Genomic DNA, 18,147 nt, shown 5'->3' with positions numbered 1-18,147 from the left:
GGACCGGCAGGGGGCGATACCGGCCGCTAGACATCGGCGCTCACTCGCGCGCGCGCAGCAGGCTCGCCCGCGCGCTCGCGCAGTGCATGCACGACTTCGCCGTCCACGCGCCATGCGTGGCATGCGTCGAGCATGGGCAAAAGCGGCTTCCCCTCGCGTTGGGCGGCTGCGGCGAGGCTCGTGTGCGCACCCTCCTGCAGCCCCATGATCGTCTGGAACGCAGTAGTAGCCATCGGGCCGAGCAACTCGGTGAGGTGCGTGCAGCCCAATGCGCCGCCCAGGCGCGCCTTCACTTCCTTCATGAAGCCGCTGCCAATCGCAATGCCGGCCAGCTTTGCGTAGGCCTCGTTGATCTGCGAGCACCAGGGCGTGGGCGCGCTTTCCGTGTGCGCGTGCGCCGCGCGAATCACGAGATGGGCGTCGATCGTGATCGTGAACCGCATGTCGTGGATCGGGCTACCGCGCGGCACGTCCTTGAACAACAGCGCCGAATCGTGGCCCTTCGTGTCCGTCATGCGGGCCTCGATGTCGTAGAGGCCGTCGTCGCGCACGTAGCCGGTGCAGACGATCTGGCGCGTGTGCGCCAACTTTCGCGTCGCGCTTGCGGTTGGATTTTGATGCATGCAAGGCCGCTCCAGAATGCGCCGCTGCAACGCCAGGCGCGATAGTGCGATCGTGAGCCGACTGGGGCACGGCGGCACCACCCCGCGCGGGTGGTTGGCGCACGTTGACGTTGCGGGTTGCGCAGCAGGGCGCGCCAGTTTCGTGGGCCTGCATCCAGGCCTGTATCTGGGCGTTGCGCATCCGGTTTCATGCGACGGTTGGGGTATTCCCGTCCCCACTCCGTTCGGGTAGTTGTCCCCTCCATCGTCCCTGCAACACTGCGCCGCATGTGCTTCGCTGTGCCAAACGGGTTACACATTCGCCGCGCTGTTGCACGCGGCAATCATAAAGAGGAGACATGCATGCGTTCTATCAGCAAGGGTATTTGCGGGGCGACGCTGGCCGTGGTGGCCGGTAGCGCCGCGGCGCAGTCGAGCGTGACGTTGTATGGCGTGGCAGATGTGTTCATTCAGTATTTGCACAACGGCGCGAAGAATTCGTATTCCGAACGAAGCGGCGGGAACACGGGGTCGATGTTCGGCCTGAAGGGAGTTGAAGATTTAGGCAACGGGCTGAAGGCGGTGTTCGACACCGAAGCCGGCTACAACATCAACAACGGCGGTCTGCTCGCGGATACCAGCGCGATCTTCTACCGTCAGGCCTGGGTTGGCCTCACGCACGAGAACTATGGCTCGCTGACATTTGGGCGCCAGTATCAGCCGACGTTCTGGGTCGTGTATCCGACCGATCCGTTCCGTGGCAACGAAGTGCTCTCGCCGCTCTCGGCCGCGGTGCTCGCGGTCGATCGCAATACGCTTGCGAGTCAGTCCGCAACGGGCCGCACGAGCAATTCCATGCTCTACAAGTCGCCGAATCTCGCGGGGGTCCAGTTTTACGGCATGTATGGCTTTACGGCCACCGTCACCCAGCCGGTTCCGCAGACCTCGGGCAACATACTCGACCTGGGGCTTACGTATTCGGGTTACGGACTCTACGCCGGCATCGCTTACCAGTATCAGCATCCCGGCACGGCGACGATCGCGGGGCTGCCCGGACCGCTCAACCTGCTCGGCACAGAACACTACACGGGCGTGCTCAGCTACCGCATCGGCATTGTCAATCTGCAATTCAACTATGCGTACAACAAGCCGCACGACGCGCCAGCGCATTCGCTCGCGGCGCTGCTCGGCGCGGGCAAATCGTCGAGCGTGATGGAGTTCGGCGCGACGGTTCAGGCGACGTCGGCCGATACGTTCGAGATTGCAGGGTTCGAGCGCAACGTGCGTGGCGCGCACGACAACACGCCCGGCGTGCAGATCGGCGTGGATCACAGTCTCTCGAAGCGCACGGCGTTCTATATGCGCGCGGGCTACATGAAGAACAACGGCACAGCGACGATGAGCTGGCCGGGCGTTTCGGTGACGAGCACGGACACGAAGCAGGTGCTCGCCGTGGTCGGCATGACGCATCGCTTCTGAACAGGCAGTGCCGCGCTTCGCTGCGCCGCGGTTGGCGGCACGCACGGGCGCGGCGCGGCCGCCACCCACCATCAACAAGGAGGGACCAGGATGAATGTCATTCGCAACGGCCGGGCGCTTGCCGTGGCCATGCTGCTTGCCGCATCGTTGCAGGCTCACGCGCAAGGCGGCGAGGCGTCGTCTTCCGCGCCCGTTGCCGCCGCGGCTTCCGTCGGCGCAACGCCGGCCTCGGCGAAGGCCGCTGACCGCGCGCTGCGCCGGCGCGTGCTGAACGCGCTCGCGAAAGCAAAGGGGCTACGCGCGAGCGGCATCACCGTGCGCGCGGCCAATGGCGCAGTGACGCTCGAGGGATGGGTACCGGAGCAGGCGCAGATCGAGCAGGCGACGCGCGTTGTTCAGAGCGTGGCCGGTGTGACCTCGGTGACTAACACATTGACGCTTTCGACTTTCTAGGGTGTCGATAAGCGGTGTGAGCGCAGAACGGGACCGGAAAGCCGGTCCCGCTTTTTTTGGGGGAGGAGATGAGGGCGGTGCGCAGCAAGCGCTGCTTGCCGCCTCGTTTGCGAAGCGCAGCAGCGTTTGATGGTGACTTACATCGTCACCGACTTGCACTCGAGGAATTCGGCCAGCCCCTCTGCGCCATATTCACGGCCATTCCCCGACGTCTTGTAACCGCCGAACGGCACGCTCACATCGAGCATCGCACCGTTGATGCGCACCGAACCCACACGCAGGCGCGCCGCCACCTTGCGCGCGCGTTGCGGGTCGCTTGTGGCGATGTAGCCAGCGAGCCCGTAGACACTGTCGTTCGCAATCCGGATGGCGTCCTCTTCGTCGTCGTAGGGAATGATCGCCAGCACCGGGCCGAAGATCTCCTCGCGTGCGATCGTCATGCCGTTGTGCACGCCGGCGAAGATTGTCGGCCGTGCGTAGAAGCCGCGCGTCAGGCCGGGCGGGCGCCCCAAGCCTCCTGCCGCCACGCGTGCGCCTTCCGCCATGCCGGCCTCTATCATGCGCTGCACTTTGTCGTACTGTGCGCGGTTCGAGAGGGGGCCCATGCGCGTTGCCGGGTCTGCCGGATCGCCGACCAGGATCGCGTTTGCGGCTGCCGCCGCGATCGAGACCGCCTCGTCGTAGTGCGTGCGCGGGACCAGCATGCGCGTCGGGGCGATGCAGGTCTGCCCGGAATTCGCCATGCACTGCGCGACGCCGCTTGCCACGGCGGACTGCAGATCGGCGTCGTCGAGAATCAGCAGGGCAGACTTGCCGCCCAGTTCCTGCGCGACACGCTTGACGGTAGGCGCCGCGCCGATCGCGACCTCGACCCCCGCGCGGGTCGAGCCCGTGATGGAAACCATGTCCACGTCAGGGTGCGACGCGAGCCGCGCACCGACCGTGCGGCCTTCGCCGAACACCATGTTGAACACACCGCGCGGCGTAGCAGCCTCGTGCATGATCTCGGCGAAGATCATGGCGTCGAGCGGCGCGATTTCCGAGGGCTTGAGCACGACGGTGCAGCCTGCGGCGAGTGCCGGCGCGACCTTGGCCATGATCTGGTTCAGCGGCCAGTTCCAGGGCGTGATGAGCGCGGCGACGCCGATTGCCTCGCGGCACACGTAGCTCTTGCCGTGCGTCGTTTCGAACGGGAAGTCGCGCAGGGTGTCGATCGCCGCGCGCAGCTGGGCGAGGCCGATCGGCGCTTGCAGCGCATTGCACAGCGAGATCGGCGCGCCGATTTCCTGGCGCACGGCATCGGCGATCTCGGGCAGGCGCCGCTGATAGATCGTGGCAACGCGCTCGAGCAGCGCGATACGCGTCTCGCGGCGGGTTTCGGACCATGTTGGAAAGGCGGTGCGCGCCGCGGCGATGGCGCTATCGGCGTCGTGCGCACTGCCCATCGCCAGCGTGCCAATCCGTTCTTCGGTGGCAGGATCGACAATGTCGAATGAGGCGGCGCCCGATGCTTGCTGCGCAGGCTCGACCCATTGTCCGTCGATATAGAAGCGGTTCAGTGTTTTCATCATGCGTTTCCTGAGTGCGACGCCATCGGCTCAAACCGGCCGATCGCCAATCACGGTCGCGCGCATCATGTGGCGCACCGCCGGGTAGTAGTCCTGAATGGCGTAGTGCTGACACGAGCGGTTGTCCCAGAAGGCAATCGTGTTCGGACGCCACTTGAGCCGCACCTGATACTCGGGCACCTGCGCCTGACGAAACAGAAACTGCAGCAGTTCCATTTCGGCGAGCTTGAAGTCGAAGCCCACGCGGTATTGGTCGACGGTCTTATGGCCGTAGTTGGCCAGATGGGTTGTGAATGCCTCGTTGACGTAAAGGATTTTCTCGCCGGTTTCAGGATGCGTGCGTACAACCGGGTGGGCGGTAGGCGGAAAGTGTTTTTTCATTTCGGCATGCTGGTCTTCGGGAACCGCGATCCCGAACAGCGGCAGAAAGTCGTGGACCGCAGTGAGATCGGCAATGCGCGTCTTGATGTCGTCGGGCAGGCCTTCGTAGGCCGCGGCCATGTTGATCCACATCGTGTCACCGCCGACTTCGGGACACTGCACACAGCGCAGCATCGAGCCCATCGACGGAATCTCGCGCCACGATACGTCGGAGTGGTAGAGATTCTCGCGCCCGCGTTTCGCGTCGTTGCGCCCGAGAATGACCAGCTCGGGGTGGTCCGGATGATGCGGAAACGTCGGGTGGACTTCCAGTTCGCCGAAGCGCCGGGCAATGGCTACGTGCTGCGCGGGCGTGATGTCCTGGTCGCGGAAGAACAGGACCTTGTACTTGAGGAGCGCGCGGCGCAAAGCGAAGCAGGTTGTGTCGTCGAGCGGATCGCGCAGGTCGATGTCGCCGATTTCCGCGCCGATGGCCGGGGTATGGCGAGTGAGCGTGAAAGGCCAGCTTTCTGCCTGGCGGGTATGAGATTCAGGTTCGTTAGGTTTGCTAATGGTTGCTTGCATGTCACTCTCCGGTATCGATATGTATTTGTGGTTGTGATGCTCGTCGTATTGACGGCTCACGCGCGCCGCATCGTGGCAAACGCGTGACGTGTTCGTTCAGGCGGTGATCGGTGTGGCGGCTTCGCCAAGCGTGCGTAGCGAGCGTTCGGGGTTTAGCCAGCGCAGCGCCACGATCGCAGCGAGGATCAGCAGCACGGCCGTTAGTGCAATGGCGATTTCATAAGCGCGTGCGCCGGACGCTGTGTAAGCCTGGACGAGCCGGCCGACAACGGCCGGCCCGATCGCCGCGCCGAGGCTAGCGACCGCCGTGTTGATGGCAATGATCGAGCCGCGCTGGGCAAGCGGCACCATTTCGGCGAGCATGGCGGGCGCGAGCGTCAGGCAGAACGTGGGCAGTGCGGCCGCTACGGCATAGCAGAACACTTTTTGCATCGGCGTGAGGTCGATCGCTGCAAGCGCGAGGAAGAGCAGCCCGCCCGCGATCGTGACGACGCTCGTAAGCCGTGCGCGGGCCTCGCGCGTGGTCGCACCGCGCTGGAGCATGCGCTGGGAGAGGGCGCTCAGTCCGATGTTGACTGGCGCAGCGAATGCGATGACCAGCGCGAAGAGACGTCCCGATGCAATGCCGCCGAAGCCGAGTCCCTTTTCGAGGTAGGTGGGCAGCCACGTGATGGTCTGGCCGAGTAGCCAATAGGTGACGAAGCCGAGCAGGAAGATGGAGAGAACGGAAGCGTCGGTGAGGATCTTGCGGTAGGGCAAACGGGCGGGGCCGCCAGTGTCCGTAGCTTGCGCGGTGGAGCCGGACGGCGCGCGGCGTACGCTGTCCAGGGTGCCTTCGCGGCCAAGGGCAAGCCACAGGACGCACCACAGAGCGCCGATAGCGGCGAGCACGAGGAAGTTCATGCGCCAGCCCCAGCGCTGGGTGATCGCGGGAATCGCGAGGCCGGCCAGCACCATGCCGACGACTGCGCCCTGGTTGATGACGGCCACGGGCACACTGCGTCTTTGGTCCGGAAACCACTTGAAGAGCGAGTGGACTGAGGTCGGGAACGAAGGGCCCTCCGCCGCGCCGAGAATCACGCGGCAGACCAGCAGTGCGAGCGTGCTAGTGGTGAAGGCCTGAGGAAGTTGCAGGATCGACCAGCTTGCGCCCATGGCGAGCAGGATCCAGCGGGTCGCGACGCGATTCGACAGAAAGCCGACGAGAACCGTCGAGGTCGAGAAGAGCCAGAAGAAACTGCCGGCGACAAAACCGAACTGCACAGGTGAGAGGTGCATGTCGGCCATGAGCGGCACCGCGACCATGCCGAGCACGATCTTGTCGAGAAAGTTGATCATGGCGAGCACGGTGAGCAGGGCCGTAACGGTCCAGGCGGACTTCGGCTGCCAGGAAGAGGAAGTGGACATGGGCGATCTCGTTGTGCCGGCTGGCGCCGGGGTGTTGCGGGCAACGCAAGGACGTGGACCGGCGGGCGCAGGACGGCTTCGCGCCGGGTTCGGTGCGGTGGAATCAGTGAGGGAAAGCCGTGAATTCGAGATGGAAGAGCGGGGCGGCCACGCGCGGTGCGTTCATGATGTCTCCTTGTCCGTGCGCGGCATCGTGGTTCGCGCTTCGGTAGTGCCTGTATCTGGCGTTACCTTAGGAGCATGGCTACCCGGGGCAACCACCCCGGGCGGGTAGGGCAGGGTAATCCTCGGGGGCGACATCGCATTTTTCTTTCGCGCAAAGCAAAAGGCCTCGTTGCTTTCGCAACGAGGCCTTTTATTCTTCGGTGTTTGTCGTTACCAACACCAGGAATTCTGGTGGGTAGTACTGGGATCGAACCAGTGACCCCTGCCGTGTGAAGGCAGTGCTCTACCGCTGAGCTAACCACCCGAAGAGATTGAGATTATGCAGGGCGTTTCCGATCTTGTAAAGCCCTTTTTTAAGCATTTTGCGCATCGGCCGTATTTTCTTCGGCCGGGGCGGGTTCGGTGCGCCACACGGACGTTCCCTTGACTGCCTTGTCGAGCTCGTTGAGCACGGCTTGATGCGCGCTCAGCTCTTCGTCGCTCGCCATGATCACCGGCAGATCGATCGACTCGAGTTGCACGCGCGGCGCGGCGGCCGCACCGGGCGCGGCGTGCTCGCCCAGCATGTCGATGACGAGGCTCTCCTGGCCGCGCGTCATCGCGAGATAGACCTCGGCGAGCAGTTCCGAGTCGAGCAGCGCGCCGTGCAGCGTGCGGTGCGCGTTGCTGATGCCGAAGCGATCGCACAGGGCGTCGAGCGAGTTGCGCTTGCCTGGGAAGATCTGCTTGGCCTGCACGAGCGTGTCGATCACCTCGCCGCAATGCTCCTTGAACCCCGGCTTGCCGAGCAGCGCGAGCTCGGCGTCGAGAAAGCCGATGTCGAACGGCGCGTTGTGGATGATGATGTCCGCCTCGCGCACGAAGTCGAGGATCTCGTCCGCGACTTCGGCGAACTTCGGCTTGTCGGAGAGAAACTCGGTCGTGAGGCCGTGCACGGCGAGCGCGCCCGGGTCGCTGTCACGCTCCGGGTTTACGTAGAAGTGCAGGTTGTTGCCGGTGAGCCTGCGGTTCACCAGCTCGACGCAGCCGATTTCGATGATGCGGTCGCCCGTGCGGGCGTTCAGGCCGGTGGTTTCGGTATCGAGAATGATCTGGCGCATGTCTTGTAAAGCGTGAAAGCGTGGGGCAGCCGCAAGGCGGTTTCGGCAAGCGGGCTCAGAGTGCGGCGAGCGTGGCGACGCCGCGGTTCGCGAGCGCGTCGGCGCGCTCGTTCTCCGGATGGCCGGCGTGACCCTTCACCCAGCGCCATTCCACCTCGTGCTGGGCGACGAGCGCGTCGAGGCGCTTCCAGAGGTCGTCGTTCTTGACCGGCGTTTTGGCGGCCGTCATCCAGTTCTTCTTCTTCCAGCCGTGAATCCACTCGCTGATGCCTTTTTGCACGTACTGCGAGTCGGTGTGCACGATCACCTTGCACGGGCGCTTGAGCGCTTCGAGCGCAGCGATCACGCCCATCAGTTCCATGCGGTTGTTGGTCGTGCCGGCCTCGCCGCCGAACAGTTCTTTTTCCTGCGTGCCGAAACGCAGCAGCGCGCCCCAGCCGCCGGGGCCGGGGTTGCCCTTGCAGGCGCCGTCCGTGAAGATTTCGACGAAGTCGGGTGTGCTCATGAGTCCTTGTTGCGTGTTGGGGAAGGGGTGGTGGCCGCGGGCTTCAGGCTCGCAGCCAGCACCGGCTTCTTGACCTTCCGTGGCCCGACGAGGCGCATGCCGCGCACGCGCTTGATCGCCGTCACCATATAGATAGCGCCGAAAATCGCCCACCAGCGGTCGCCCGCGGCTTCCATGAAGCCGTAGCGGCCGAGCCACTGGTCGGTCGAGAGCGGCGGACGATAGCAGCCGAAGCGCCCGCGTTCAAGCTCGAAGCCAAGCAGCTTGATCCAGTCTTTCAGCCGCGTGAACGCGATCAGGTCCTGGCGCGCCGGCAGGAACGGATGGCCGGTCAGCTTGCCGACCGACTGACGCGCGCCCCACAGCGAAAGCGAGTTGAAGCCGACGATCAGCAATTGCCCTTCGGGCATCAGCACGCGCTCGGCTTCGCGCAGCAGGCGGTGCGGGTCGCTCGTGAATTCGAGCGTGTGCGGCATCACGATGAGGTCGACGCTCTGCGCCTCGAACGGCAGATCGAGATAGTCGCACCACACGGTGCTGCGGCCTGCGGGCGCGTGCAGCAACGGGCTGCGGTCTGGCGTTGCGCCGTCCGCGCCGGGCATGGTCTGCCCGCCGTTCGGGTGCGCATGCGCCGGCGCGCCGGGTACGGAGTAGGGAGCGCTGGCGGCACTGGCGGCGTCGAGCACGAGGCCGCGGCACGACATGCGGTTCTCGCGCAGGGCGTCGAGCTGCGGCAGGCCGAGCTGCAGCGCATGGTAGCCGAATATGTTCGAGACCACGCGGTCGAGCTGCTCCTGCTCCCAGCCGAGCACATACCTGCCAGCGGGCGAGGCGGTCCAGGCGGGCCAGTCTATAATCAATCGGTCAGACATGTCGAAGAATACGTCGCCCCATGAAGAGTCCGCTTGAGTACGCGCGTTCGAGCGATGCGTGCGCCTACGAGTACGTACCGGTTCCGGCTTTTGAAGACAATTACATCTGGGTCGTTTCGGACGGCCAGAACGCCGTTGCCGTCGATCCGGGCGACGCCGCTCCGGTTCGCGCGTATCTCGCGAAGCGCGGCTGGCGGCTCGTCGCTATTTTACTCACCCATCACCACAACGACCATGTCGGCGGTGTGGCGGACCTGCTCGCCGACGCCGTTGTACCTGTATACGGCCCGGCCGGCGAGGCGCTCGGCCCGCTCGACCCGTTCGTCACGCGCGTGAAGGGTGGCGACGCCGTTCATCTGGATGCCCCCGCGCTCGACTTGAAGGTGATCGACGTGCCGGGCCACACACGCGGCCACATCGCCTATTTTCAGGCGGCGGATGCCGCCGGCACGCCGCACGTGTTCTGCGGCGACACGCTCTTTGCCTGCGGCTGCGGCCGCCTCTTCGAGGGCACGCCCGCGCAGATGCTCGACTCGCTCGACGCGCTCGCGGCACTGCCCGGCAACACCCACGTGCATTGCGCACACGAATACACGTTATCAAACATTCGCTTCGCGCTCGCCTGCGATCCCGAAAACGCCGATTTGCGCGAGTGGAGCCGCGCAGCGGCGGCGCTGCGTGAGCGCGGCGTGCCGACGCTGCCAACGACGATCGCGCACGAGCGCGCAGTCAATCCGTTCCTGCGTGCGGGCGATGCGTCGGTGCAGGCTGCGCTCACCGAGGCGCTGCACGAATCGGTGCCGGACCGGCTGGCTGCTTTCGCCATGATGCGTGAATGGAAGAATCGGTTCCGCTGACCCAGCCAGGTTAGGGGGCATGCTCAACCCAATCGTATGGAATCACGCCCAAGCTGCGGATTTCATGGATTTTTTTCAAATAATTCCGATTGACGGAAACGGGCACGTTCCGTACTATCGGCTGCAAATTCCAGCCATGCGGATGTAGATTTTCATGCGATTCATACTCAGTGCGCTGCTGGTCCTCATGCTCGCCGCCTGTGCGAGTGGGGGACCGTCTGCGAGTTCTCTAGCACCAGCCAACGCCCAGGCCAACGCCGACCTCATTCGTAAGACCTCCGCAGCAAGGGAAACCATTAACGTCGATCAAGGTTCCGTCGATCAGCTCACGAGCCCCGACGCCGACCTCTGGGGGCGCATTCGCCGCGGCTTCCAGATGCCCGACCTGCAGAGCGACCTCGTCGACATGAACGCCAACTGGTACGCCCAGCGGCCCGACTACGTTGCGCGCATGACCGAGCGTTCGCAGAAGTACCTCTATCACATCGTCGAAGAGCTCGAGGCGCGTCACATGCCCACCGAGCTCGCGCTGCTGCCGTTCATCGAATCCGCGTATAACCCGCAGGCGCTGTCGGTCGCGAAGGCCGCCGGCATGTGGCAGTTCGTGCCGGGCACGGGCCGCACCTACAACCTCAAGCAGAACATGTGGCAGGACGAGCGCCGCGACGTGCTGGCCTCGACCAGCGCCGCGCTCGACTACCTCTCGCGCCTGCACGACATGTTCGGCGACTGGTATCTCGCGCTTGCCGCTTACAACTGGGGCGAGGGGAACGTGCAGCGCGCCATTGCGCGCAACGAGGCGGCGGGCTTGCCGACCGACTATCAAAGCCTGCGCATGCCCAACGAAACACGTAATTACGTGCCGAAACTGCAGGCGGTCAAGAACATCGTGATGAACCCGCAGCAGTACGGGCTCACGCTGCCGTCCATTCCGAACCATCCGTATTTCGTCACGGTCACGACCTCGCACGACATCGACGTGGATGTCGCCGCCAAGCTCGCGAACATGACGACCGACGAGTTCCGCTCGCTGAACCCGTCGTTCAAGAAGCCCATCATTCTCGGCGCGACCGACCCGCAGATCCTGCTGCCGTTCGACAACGCGAGCGCGTTCGAGCGCAACCTGAAGGCCTATTCCGGCCAGCTTTCCTCCTGGACCGTCTACACGACCGACTCGCGCGCCACGCCGGCGGCGATCGCGCAGAAGATCGGTGTTGACGCCGACACGCTGATGTCGGTGAACAAGATTCCGGCGGGCATGCGCCTGAAGGCGGGTTCGACGCTCGTGGTGCCGCGCACCGACGACGGCGACGACGAGGACATCAGCGCCGACGTGGCGGAAAGCGCCGTGCTGGCCATGGAGCCGGATGTGCCCGACACGCGCAAGATGCTGATCCGCGTGCGCCGCAAGCAGTCGATGGAAACGGTTGCGAGCCGCTATGGCGTGTCGCTCGGGCAGTTGAAGGCGTGGAACAAGACTCACCGCGACTACGTCGCGCCGGGTCAGGTGCTGGTGCTGCACGTGCCGGTCAATAAGGCGATGCCGAGCGAACCGGGGCCGGAACGTCTGGCAGCGAACGTTTCTGGTGGTGCCGTGCAGCGAATTGGCACTCGCGTTGCAGACACCGGGTCGAAGTCGCGATACGATAAGAAGCACGGTCGCGCGCGCACCGAGGTCGTCAAGGTTTCCGAACCTGTCAAGGCCAAGACGGTCAGCGCCGCGCCCAGCAAGGCGTCGAAGGGTGCGGCAAGCCGCCCGAAGGCCGAAACCCACGCGCAGAAGCACCAGACAAAATAGCGGCTGGCGAAGGGTGCTCAAACATGCGTTGCGGGGGCAGCGCATGGTATTTCGCTCCGATCACTTTTCCGTTTTTGTTGTGTTTGACGCCGTCACCCCGCCAGGTGGCGGCGTTTTCATTGGTGGGTGCCAAAAACAGAAGCGGCGCTTGCCGCCACGCGTCCGCCCGCTATAGTGGATAGGGCCGTGCACCGGGCAGCGAGCACGCTCCCCGTCGCCAGCGTCATCCTGGAATTTGAAGGAAAGGTGACTTTCGCGCTATAATTTCAAGGTTTGAGCTTATCAACCCGCACCCTAGCGCCTACCTCTTCCCATCCGTTCATCCGCCGCCCGCGCTTCATCGTCAACTGGCCGGCTGCCGCCCGATCCTGCGTCACAAACGCGCGCTCGTGGCCCGGCGCCACAACGGTCGACCGCTGATGGGGTCGCGTAGCGAGCGAGCCGCGCGCGCATCCTGATCTTCACAGAAAAGGATGCCGACGCCGCAGCCGCTCTCAGGTCGCAAGATCGCAACGTCGGATAACAGGTCGGCACAGGGTGCTCCCCCAAGGAGTCTCCCGTGTTGCCGTCATTCTCTCCCGCTCTGCTCGCGCTCGCCGACGGCACGGTCTTTCGTGGTTACTCGATCGGCGCGCCGGGTCATACGATCGGTGAAGTCGTGTTCAACACGGCCATCACCGGTTATCAGGAAATCCTGACCGACCCGAGCTACGCTCGCCAGATCGTCACCCTCACGTATCCGCATATCGGCAACGTCGGCGTCAACGCCGAAGACGTCGAAGCCACGAAAGTCCATGCCGCCGGTCTGATCATCCGCGACCTGCCCGTGCTCGCCTCGAACTTCCGCATGGAGCGCACGCTCGGCCAGTATCTGAAGGACGAAGGCGTGGTCGCCATCGCCGGCATCGATACGCGCAAGCTCACGCGTATTCTGCGTGACAAGGGCGCGCAGAACGGCGCGATCCTCGCCGGTTCCGACGACGAAGCGAAGGCCATCGAACTCGCGCGCTCGTTCCCGGGCCTCGCGGGCATGGACCTCGCGAAGGTCGTTTCGACGGACAAGTCGTACACGTGGAACACCACGGAATGGCGTCTGGGCGAAGGCTACCGCACGCAGTCGGCGCCGAAATACAAGGTCGTCGCGTTCGACTACGGCGTGAAGCAGAACATCCTGCGCATGCTGGCTGAACGCGGCTGCGATGTGACTGTGCTGCCGGCGCAATCGACGGCTGAAGACGCGCTCGCGCTGAACCCGGACGGCGTGTTCCTCTCGAATGGCCCCGGCGACCCGGAACCGTGCGACTACGCGATCAAGGCGGCGCAGGCCTTCATCGAACGCGGCATTCCCACGTTCGGCATCTGCCTCGGTCACCAGATCATGGGCCTCGCCGTCGGCGCGAAGACCCTGAAGATGAAGACGGGCCACCACGGCGCGAACCATCCGGTCAAGGATCTGGCCGACGGCCGCGTGGTGATCACGTCGCAGAACCACGGCTTTGCGGTCGACGCCGCCACGCTGCCCGCGAACGCGCGCGTCACGCACGTGTCGCTGTTCGACGGCACGCTGCAAGGCTTCGAGCTGACCGACAAGCCCGCGTTCTGCTTCCAGGGTCACCCGGAAGCGTCGCCGGGCCCGCAGGACATCGGCTATCTGTTCGACCGCTTCACGGCGCTGATGGACAAGGCGAAGGCGTAAGCGCCGCGCTGAAGCCGAAGCGAAAGCGCAGAGCAGGGTGCGCAGCGAGCCGGGTTGAAGAACGGCCCACGCGCGTACCCGGGCGGCAGGCAAAGAAAGCAGCAAGCCGCCAGACGTAAAAAGACACAGGAATATTTAGCGAGAGCGTTATGCCCAAGCGGACAGACATCAAGAGCATTCTCATCATCGGCGCGGGTCCGATCATCATCGGCCAGGCGTGCGAGTTCGACTATTCGGGCGCGCAGGCATGCAAGGCGCTGCGTGAAGAAGGCTACAAGGTCATCCTCGTCAACAGCAATCCGGCGACGATCATGACCGACCCGAACACGGCCGACGTCACCTACATCGAGCCGATTACGTGGGAAGTGGTGGAGCGCATCATCGAGAAGGAGCGCCCGGACGCGATCCTGCCGACGATGGGCGGCCAGACCGCGCTGAACTGCGCGCTCGACCTGCACCACCACGGCGTGCTGAAGAAGTACAACGTTGAGTTGATCGGCGCATCGCCGGAAGCCATCGACAAGGCCGAAGACCGCCAGAAGTTCAAGGACGCGATGACCAAGATCGGTCTCGGTTCGGCGAAGTCGGGCGTGGCGCACTCGATGGAAGAGGCGCTCAAGGTGCAAGGCGAAATCTCCGAAGCCACCGGCACGGGCGGCTACCCGGTCGTGATCCGTCCGTCGTTCACGCTCGGCGGCTCGGGCGGCGGCATCGCGTACAACCGCGAAGAATTCGAAGAGATCTGCAAGCGCGGTCTCGATCTGTCGCCTACGCGCGAACTGCTGATCGAAGAATCGCTGCTCGGCTGGAAGGAATACGAGATGGAAGTGGTCCGCGACAAGGCGGATAACTGCATCATCGTCTGCTCGATCGAAAACCTCGACCCGATGGGCATCCACACCGGCGACTCGATCACCGTCGCACCGGCGCAAACGCTCACCGACAAGGAATACCAGATCCTGCGCGACGCCTCGCTGGCTGTGCTGCGCGAAATCGGCGTGGACACGGGCGGTTCGAACGTCCAGTTCTCGATCGACCCGAAAACGGGCCGCATGATCGTGATCGAAATGAACCCGCGCGTGTCGCGTTCGTCGGCACTGGCTTCGAAGGCCACGGGCTTCCCGATCGCCAAGGTCGCCGCGAAGCTGGCCGTCGGCTACACGCTGGACGAGCTCAAGAACGAAATCACGGGCGGTCAGACGCCGGCCTCGTTCGAGCCGACCATCGACTACGTTGTCACGAAGATTCCGCGTTTCGCGTTCGAGAAGTTCCGCGAAGCCGACCCGCGTCTCACCACGCAGATGAAGTCGGTGGGCGAAGTGATGGCCATCGGCCGCACGTTCCAGGAGTCGTTCCAGAAGGCGCTGCGCGGTCTGGAAGTCGGCGTGGACGGTCTGGACGAAAAGACCACGAGCCGCGACGAGATCATCCGCGAGATCGGCGAAGCCGGTCCGGACCGCATCTGGTACGTGGGCGACGCGTTCCGCGTGGGCATGACGCGCGAAGAGATCTTCGAAGAAACCGCGATCGACCCGTGGTTCCTCGCGCAAATCGAAGAAATCATCAAGAAGGAAGCCGCTGTCCGTGGCCGCACGCTCGAGAGCCTTTCGAAGGACGAACTGCGTTACCTCAAGCAGAGCGGTTTCTCGGATCGCCGCCTGGCGAAGCTGCTCGGCGCGAATGCTGCCGACGTGCGCCGCCGTCGTATCGAGCTGAACGTGCGCCCGGTCTACAAGCGCGTGGACACCTGCGCGGCCGAGTTCGCCACGAAGACCGCCTACATGTACTCGACCTATGAGGACGAGTGCGAGGCCAACCCGACGAACAACAAGAAGATCATGGTGCTGGGCGGCGGCCCGAACCGGATCGGCCAGGGTATCGAGTTCGACTACTGCTGCGTGCACGCCGCGCTCGCCATGCGCGAAGACGGCTACGAAACGATCATGGTCAACTGCAACCCGGAAACGGTGTCGACCGATTACGACACGTCCGACCGCCTGTACTTCGAGTCGCTCACGCTCGAAGACGTGCTCGAAATCGTCGACCTGGAAAAGCCGGTTGGCGTGATCGTGCAGTACGGCGGCCAGACGCCGCTGAAGCTCGCGCTCGACCTCGAAGCCAATGGCGTGCCCATCGTCGGCACGTCGCCGGACATGATCGACGCGGCCGAAGACCGCGAACGCTTCCAGAAGCTGCTGCAGGACCTGAACCTGCGCCAGCCGCCGAACCGCACCGCGCGCGCCGAAGACGAAGCGCTGAAGCTCGCCGACGAAATCGGCTACCCGCTCGTCGTGCGTCCGTCGTACGTGCTGGGCGGCCGCGCCATGGAAATTGTCCACGAGCCGCGCGACCTCGAACGCTACATGCGCGAGGCCGTGAAGGTGTCGAACGACTCGCCGGTGCTGCTCGACCGCTTCCTGAACGACGCGATCGAATGCGACGTGGACTGCATCTCCGACGGCACCGACGTGTTCATCGGCGGCGTGATGGAGCACATCGAACAGGCTGGCGTGCACTCGGGCGACTCGGCTTGCTCGCTGCCGCCGTACTCGCTGTCGAAGGAAACGGTCGACGAACTCAAGCGCCAAACCGCCGCAATGGCCAAGGCGCTGAACGTGGTCGGCCTGATGAACGTGCAGTTCGCGATCCAGCAAGTGCCGCAGGATGACGGTTCGAAGAAGGACATCATCTACGTGCTGGAAGTGAACCCGCGCGCTTCGCGTACGGTGCCGTACGTGTCGAAGGCGACCAGCCTGCCGCTCGCGAAAATCGCGGCGCGCGCAATGGTCGGCCAGAAGCTGGCGCAGCAGGGCGTGACGAAGGAAGTCGTGCCGCCTTACTTCAGCGTGAAGGAAGCGGTGTTCCCGTTCATCAAGTTCCCGACCGTCGACCCGGTGCTCGGACCGGAAATGCGTTCCACCGGCGAAGTGATGGGCGTGGGCAAGACGTTCGGCGAAGCGCTCTTCAAGTCGCAGCTCGCAGCGGGCTCGCGCCTGCCGGAGTCGGGCACCGTCTTCATTACCGTGATGGACGCCGACAAGCCCAAGGCCGTGGAAGTCGCGCGCATGCTGCACGAGCTCGGCTACCCGATCGTCGCCACGCGCGGCACGGCTGCCGCAATCGAGGCGGCCGGCGTGCCGGTGAAGGTCGTGAACAAGGTGAAGGACGGTCGTCCGCACATTGTCGACATGATCAAGAACGGCGAGATTTCGCTCGTGTTCACGACTGTCGACGAAACCCGCTCGGCGATCGCCGATTCGCGTTCGATCCGCATGAGCGCGCAGGCCAACAAGGTCACCTACTACACGACGATGTCGGGCGCACGCGCGGCCGTCGAGGGTCTGCGCTACCTGAAGAACCTGGAAGTCTATGATTTACAAGGCCTCCATGCTCGCCTAAACTAAGGCTTCAATTGTCTGTCTAACGCTCAACGAGGCAGGCTAAAAGAGCTGAATGTGCCGCGGTTAAGCGGCGTCCCAACAGGGTTTTCAGGCTGCGCCAGGCTGCGCAGCCGCCCTCGCAGGATGCACTTAACCGCGGAATTTTTTTTATGGCCGCAACGCTCGCGACACGCGTGCGTGGCGCGGCCTTCTTTAGGCCCTTGTGGGCCGTACGAGTTGTTTATGAGCACGATTCCCTTGACCAAGCGCGGTGCAGACCAACTTCGCGGCGAGCTGCAGCGCCTGAAATCCGTCGAGCGTCCGGCGGTCATCAACGCGATCTCCGAAGCGCGCGCCCAAGGCGACCTGTCGGAAAACGCGGAATACGATGCGGCGAAGGAAAAGCAGGGCTTTATCGAAGGCCGCATCGCCGAAATCGAATCGAAGCTGTCGGCAGCACAGATCATCGACCCGTCCACCCTCGAAGCGGACGGCCGCATCGTGTTCGGCTCGACTGTGGACCTCGAAGACCTCGATTCGGGCAAGACGGTGACCTATCAGATCGTCGGCGACGACGAAGCCGACCTCGAGCACGGCCTGATCTCGGTCAGCTCGCCCATCGCGCGCGCGCTGATTGGCAAGTCCGAAGGCGACGTCGCCGAAGTGCAAGCCCCGAGCGGCGTGCGCGAGTACGAGGTCATCGAGGTTCGCTACGTCTGAGGACATATCGACGTGAGTACCGCAAGTCAGGCGAGTTACGCCGCTCCCGTTTCGCTCGTTCCGCACCGGATCTTCGGGCTGTTGGCCATGTTGTGGGTCGGCAGCCAGCTGACCATCGGTTATGCGGTCGCGCCCGTTTTGTTCGCGTCGCTCGAAAGGGTGGTGGCCGGCGAGCTTGCCGCGCAGTTATTTCGCCTTGAAGGCGTGATCGGCGTGGTGTGTGGCGTGCTGCTGCTCGGCCTGTCGAACGTGCTCGCGCGCCGCGGCGCGCTGGGTTACCGCCGGTTGCGCTGGATTCTGGCCGCCATGCTGCTGTGCGTGCTGATCGGCTATTTCGCGCTGCAGCCGTTTATGAACGCATTGCGCGTTCAGGCCATGAGCGCGGGCATGGATGTGGCCAGCTCGCCCTATGCGAGCCGCTTCGGCTTGCTGCATGGCGTGTCGAGCCTGTTCTATCTCGTGCAGAGCCTGCTTGGTGCGTGGCTCGTCTGGCTGCTGCCTTCGGCGCGCGGCGCGTTGCCGCAGCGCCTCGGAGCTTCCGCTCAGTAAGCGAGTGCCCCAGCCGCTGGCGCCGAAAAAAAGCGCGGCTCGAAGGCCGCG

15 protein-coding genes and 1 tRNA gene are annotated in these 18,147 nt (G+C 64.3%); 8 read left to right on the top strand and 8 right to left on the bottom strand.

Annotation, left to right across the window (positions count from 1 at the left end):
* Positions 1-26 precede the first annotated feature (26 nt).
* Positions 27-623 carry a DUF2889 domain-containing protein gene (locus tag U5A58_RS19390; RefSeq protein WP_321962645.1) on the bottom strand — a complete coding sequence of 199 codons (597 nt, stop codon included), beginning with the start codon at positions 621-623 and terminating at the stop codon, positions 27-29.
* Between the two features lie 342 nt (positions 624-965).
* On the opposite strand from U5A58_RS19390, the gene U5A58_RS19385 reads away from it, so the two are divergent.
* Both U5A58_RS19385 and U5A58_RS19380 read left to right on the top strand, forming a co-directional pair.
* Entirely contained in the window at positions 966-2,081 is a 1,116-nt protein-coding gene (locus tag U5A58_RS19385) for a porin (RefSeq protein ID WP_321912479.1), read from the top strand.
* Between the two features lie 90 nt (positions 2,082-2,171).
* A complete protein-coding gene (locus U5A58_RS19380; protein ID WP_321962644.1) occupies positions 2,172-2,534 on the top strand; it encodes a BON domain-containing protein in 363 nt (120 codons plus the stop codon).
* Positions 2,535-2,671: 137 nt separating this feature from the next.
* On the opposite strand, the gene U5A58_RS19375 is transcribed toward U5A58_RS19380, so the two are convergent.
* From U5A58_RS19375 to U5A58_RS19345, 7 genes are all read right to left on the bottom strand, one after another.
* Entirely contained in the window at positions 2,672-4,102 is a 1,431-nt protein-coding gene (locus U5A58_RS19375; RefSeq protein WP_321962714.1) for an aldehyde dehydrogenase family protein, read from the bottom strand.
* Positions 4,103-4,132: 30 nt separating this feature from the next.
* Complete coding sequence (locus U5A58_RS19370) at positions 4,133-5,047, bottom strand: TauD/TfdA dioxygenase family protein (RefSeq protein ID WP_321962643.1); 915 nt, start codon at positions 5,045-5,047, stop codon at positions 4,133-4,135.
* Positions 5,048-5,143: 96 nt separating this feature from the next.
* Positions 5,144-6,454: an MFS transporter gene (locus tag U5A58_RS19365; protein WP_321962642.1), complete on the bottom strand. Its 1,311-nt coding sequence runs from the start codon at positions 6,452-6,454 to the stop codon at positions 5,144-5,146.
* 394 nt (positions 6,455-6,848) lie between these two features.
* Positions 6,849-6,923, bottom strand: a tRNA-Val gene (locus U5A58_RS19360).
* 49 nt (positions 6,924-6,972) lie between these two features.
* The gene (gene dnaQ, locus U5A58_RS19355; RefSeq protein WP_321962641.1) at positions 6,973-7,719 is read right to left on the bottom strand and encodes a DNA polymerase III subunit epsilon; all 747 of its coding nucleotides are present in this window, start codon (positions 7,717-7,719) and stop codon (positions 6,973-6,975) included.
* Between the two features lie 55 nt (positions 7,720-7,774).
* Positions 7,775-8,224 (bottom strand): ribonuclease HI, encoded by a 450-nt coding sequence (rnhA, locus tag U5A58_RS19350; RefSeq protein WP_321962640.1) that lies wholly within the window; start codon positions 8,222-8,224, stop codon positions 7,775-7,777.
* Positions 8,221-9,096 carry a class I SAM-dependent methyltransferase gene (locus U5A58_RS19345; RefSeq protein WP_321962639.1) on the bottom strand — a complete coding sequence of 292 codons (876 nt, stop codon included), beginning with the start codon at positions 9,094-9,096 and terminating at the stop codon, positions 8,221-8,223. The genes rnhA and U5A58_RS19345 overlap by 4 nt, the downstream gene beginning before the upstream one ends.
* Before the next feature lie 20 nt (positions 9,097-9,116).
* On the opposite strand from U5A58_RS19345, the gene gloB reads away from it, so the two are divergent.
* From gloB to U5A58_RS19315, 6 genes are all read left to right on the top strand, one after another.
* On the top strand, positions 9,117-9,953 hold the full coding sequence (gene gloB / locus U5A58_RS19340; protein ID WP_321962638.1) for a hydroxyacylglutathione hydrolase: 837 nt from the start codon (positions 9,117-9,119) through the stop codon (positions 9,951-9,953).
* 154 nt (positions 9,954-10,107) lie between these two features.
* The gene (locus U5A58_RS19335) at positions 10,108-11,751 is read left to right on the top strand and encodes a transglycosylase SLT domain-containing protein (protein ID WP_321962637.1); all 1,644 of its coding nucleotides are present in this window, start codon (positions 10,108-10,110) and stop codon (positions 11,749-11,751) included.
* 559 nt (positions 11,752-12,310) lie between these two features.
* Complete coding sequence (carA, locus tag U5A58_RS19330; RefSeq protein WP_321912460.1) at positions 12,311-13,447, top strand: glutamine-hydrolyzing carbamoyl-phosphate synthase small subunit; 1,137 nt, start codon at positions 12,311-12,313, stop codon at positions 13,445-13,447.
* A gap of 149 nt (positions 13,448-13,596) precedes the next feature.
* Positions 13,597-16,851, top strand: a complete 3,255-nt coding sequence (gene carB / locus U5A58_RS19325; RefSeq protein WP_321962636.1) for a carbamoyl-phosphate synthase large subunit — start codon at positions 13,597-13,599, stop codon at positions 16,849-16,851.
* Positions 16,852-17,070: 219 nt separating this feature from the next.
* Positions 17,071-17,547, top strand: coding sequence for a transcription elongation factor GreA (gene greA / locus U5A58_RS19320; RefSeq protein WP_158758216.1), 477 nt, complete (start codon positions 17,071-17,073; stop codon positions 17,545-17,547).
* Between the two features lie 87 nt (positions 17,548-17,634).
* A complete protein-coding gene (locus tag U5A58_RS19315) occupies positions 17,635-18,096 on the top strand; it encodes a DUF4149 domain-containing protein (RefSeq protein ID WP_321962713.1) in 462 nt (153 codons plus the stop codon).
* The last annotated feature ends 51 nt before the right edge of the window (positions 18,097-18,147 follow it).

Origin of the sequence: Paraburkholderia sp. J7 (genome assembly GCF_905220155.1) — a bacterium.
In the GTDB taxonomy this organism is placed as follows: domain Bacteria; phylum Pseudomonadota; class Gammaproteobacteria; order Burkholderiales; family Burkholderiaceae; genus Paraburkholderia.
The sequence above is the reverse complement of the archived record's forward strand: the minus strand, read 5'-3'. Positions and strand labels throughout refer to the sequence as shown.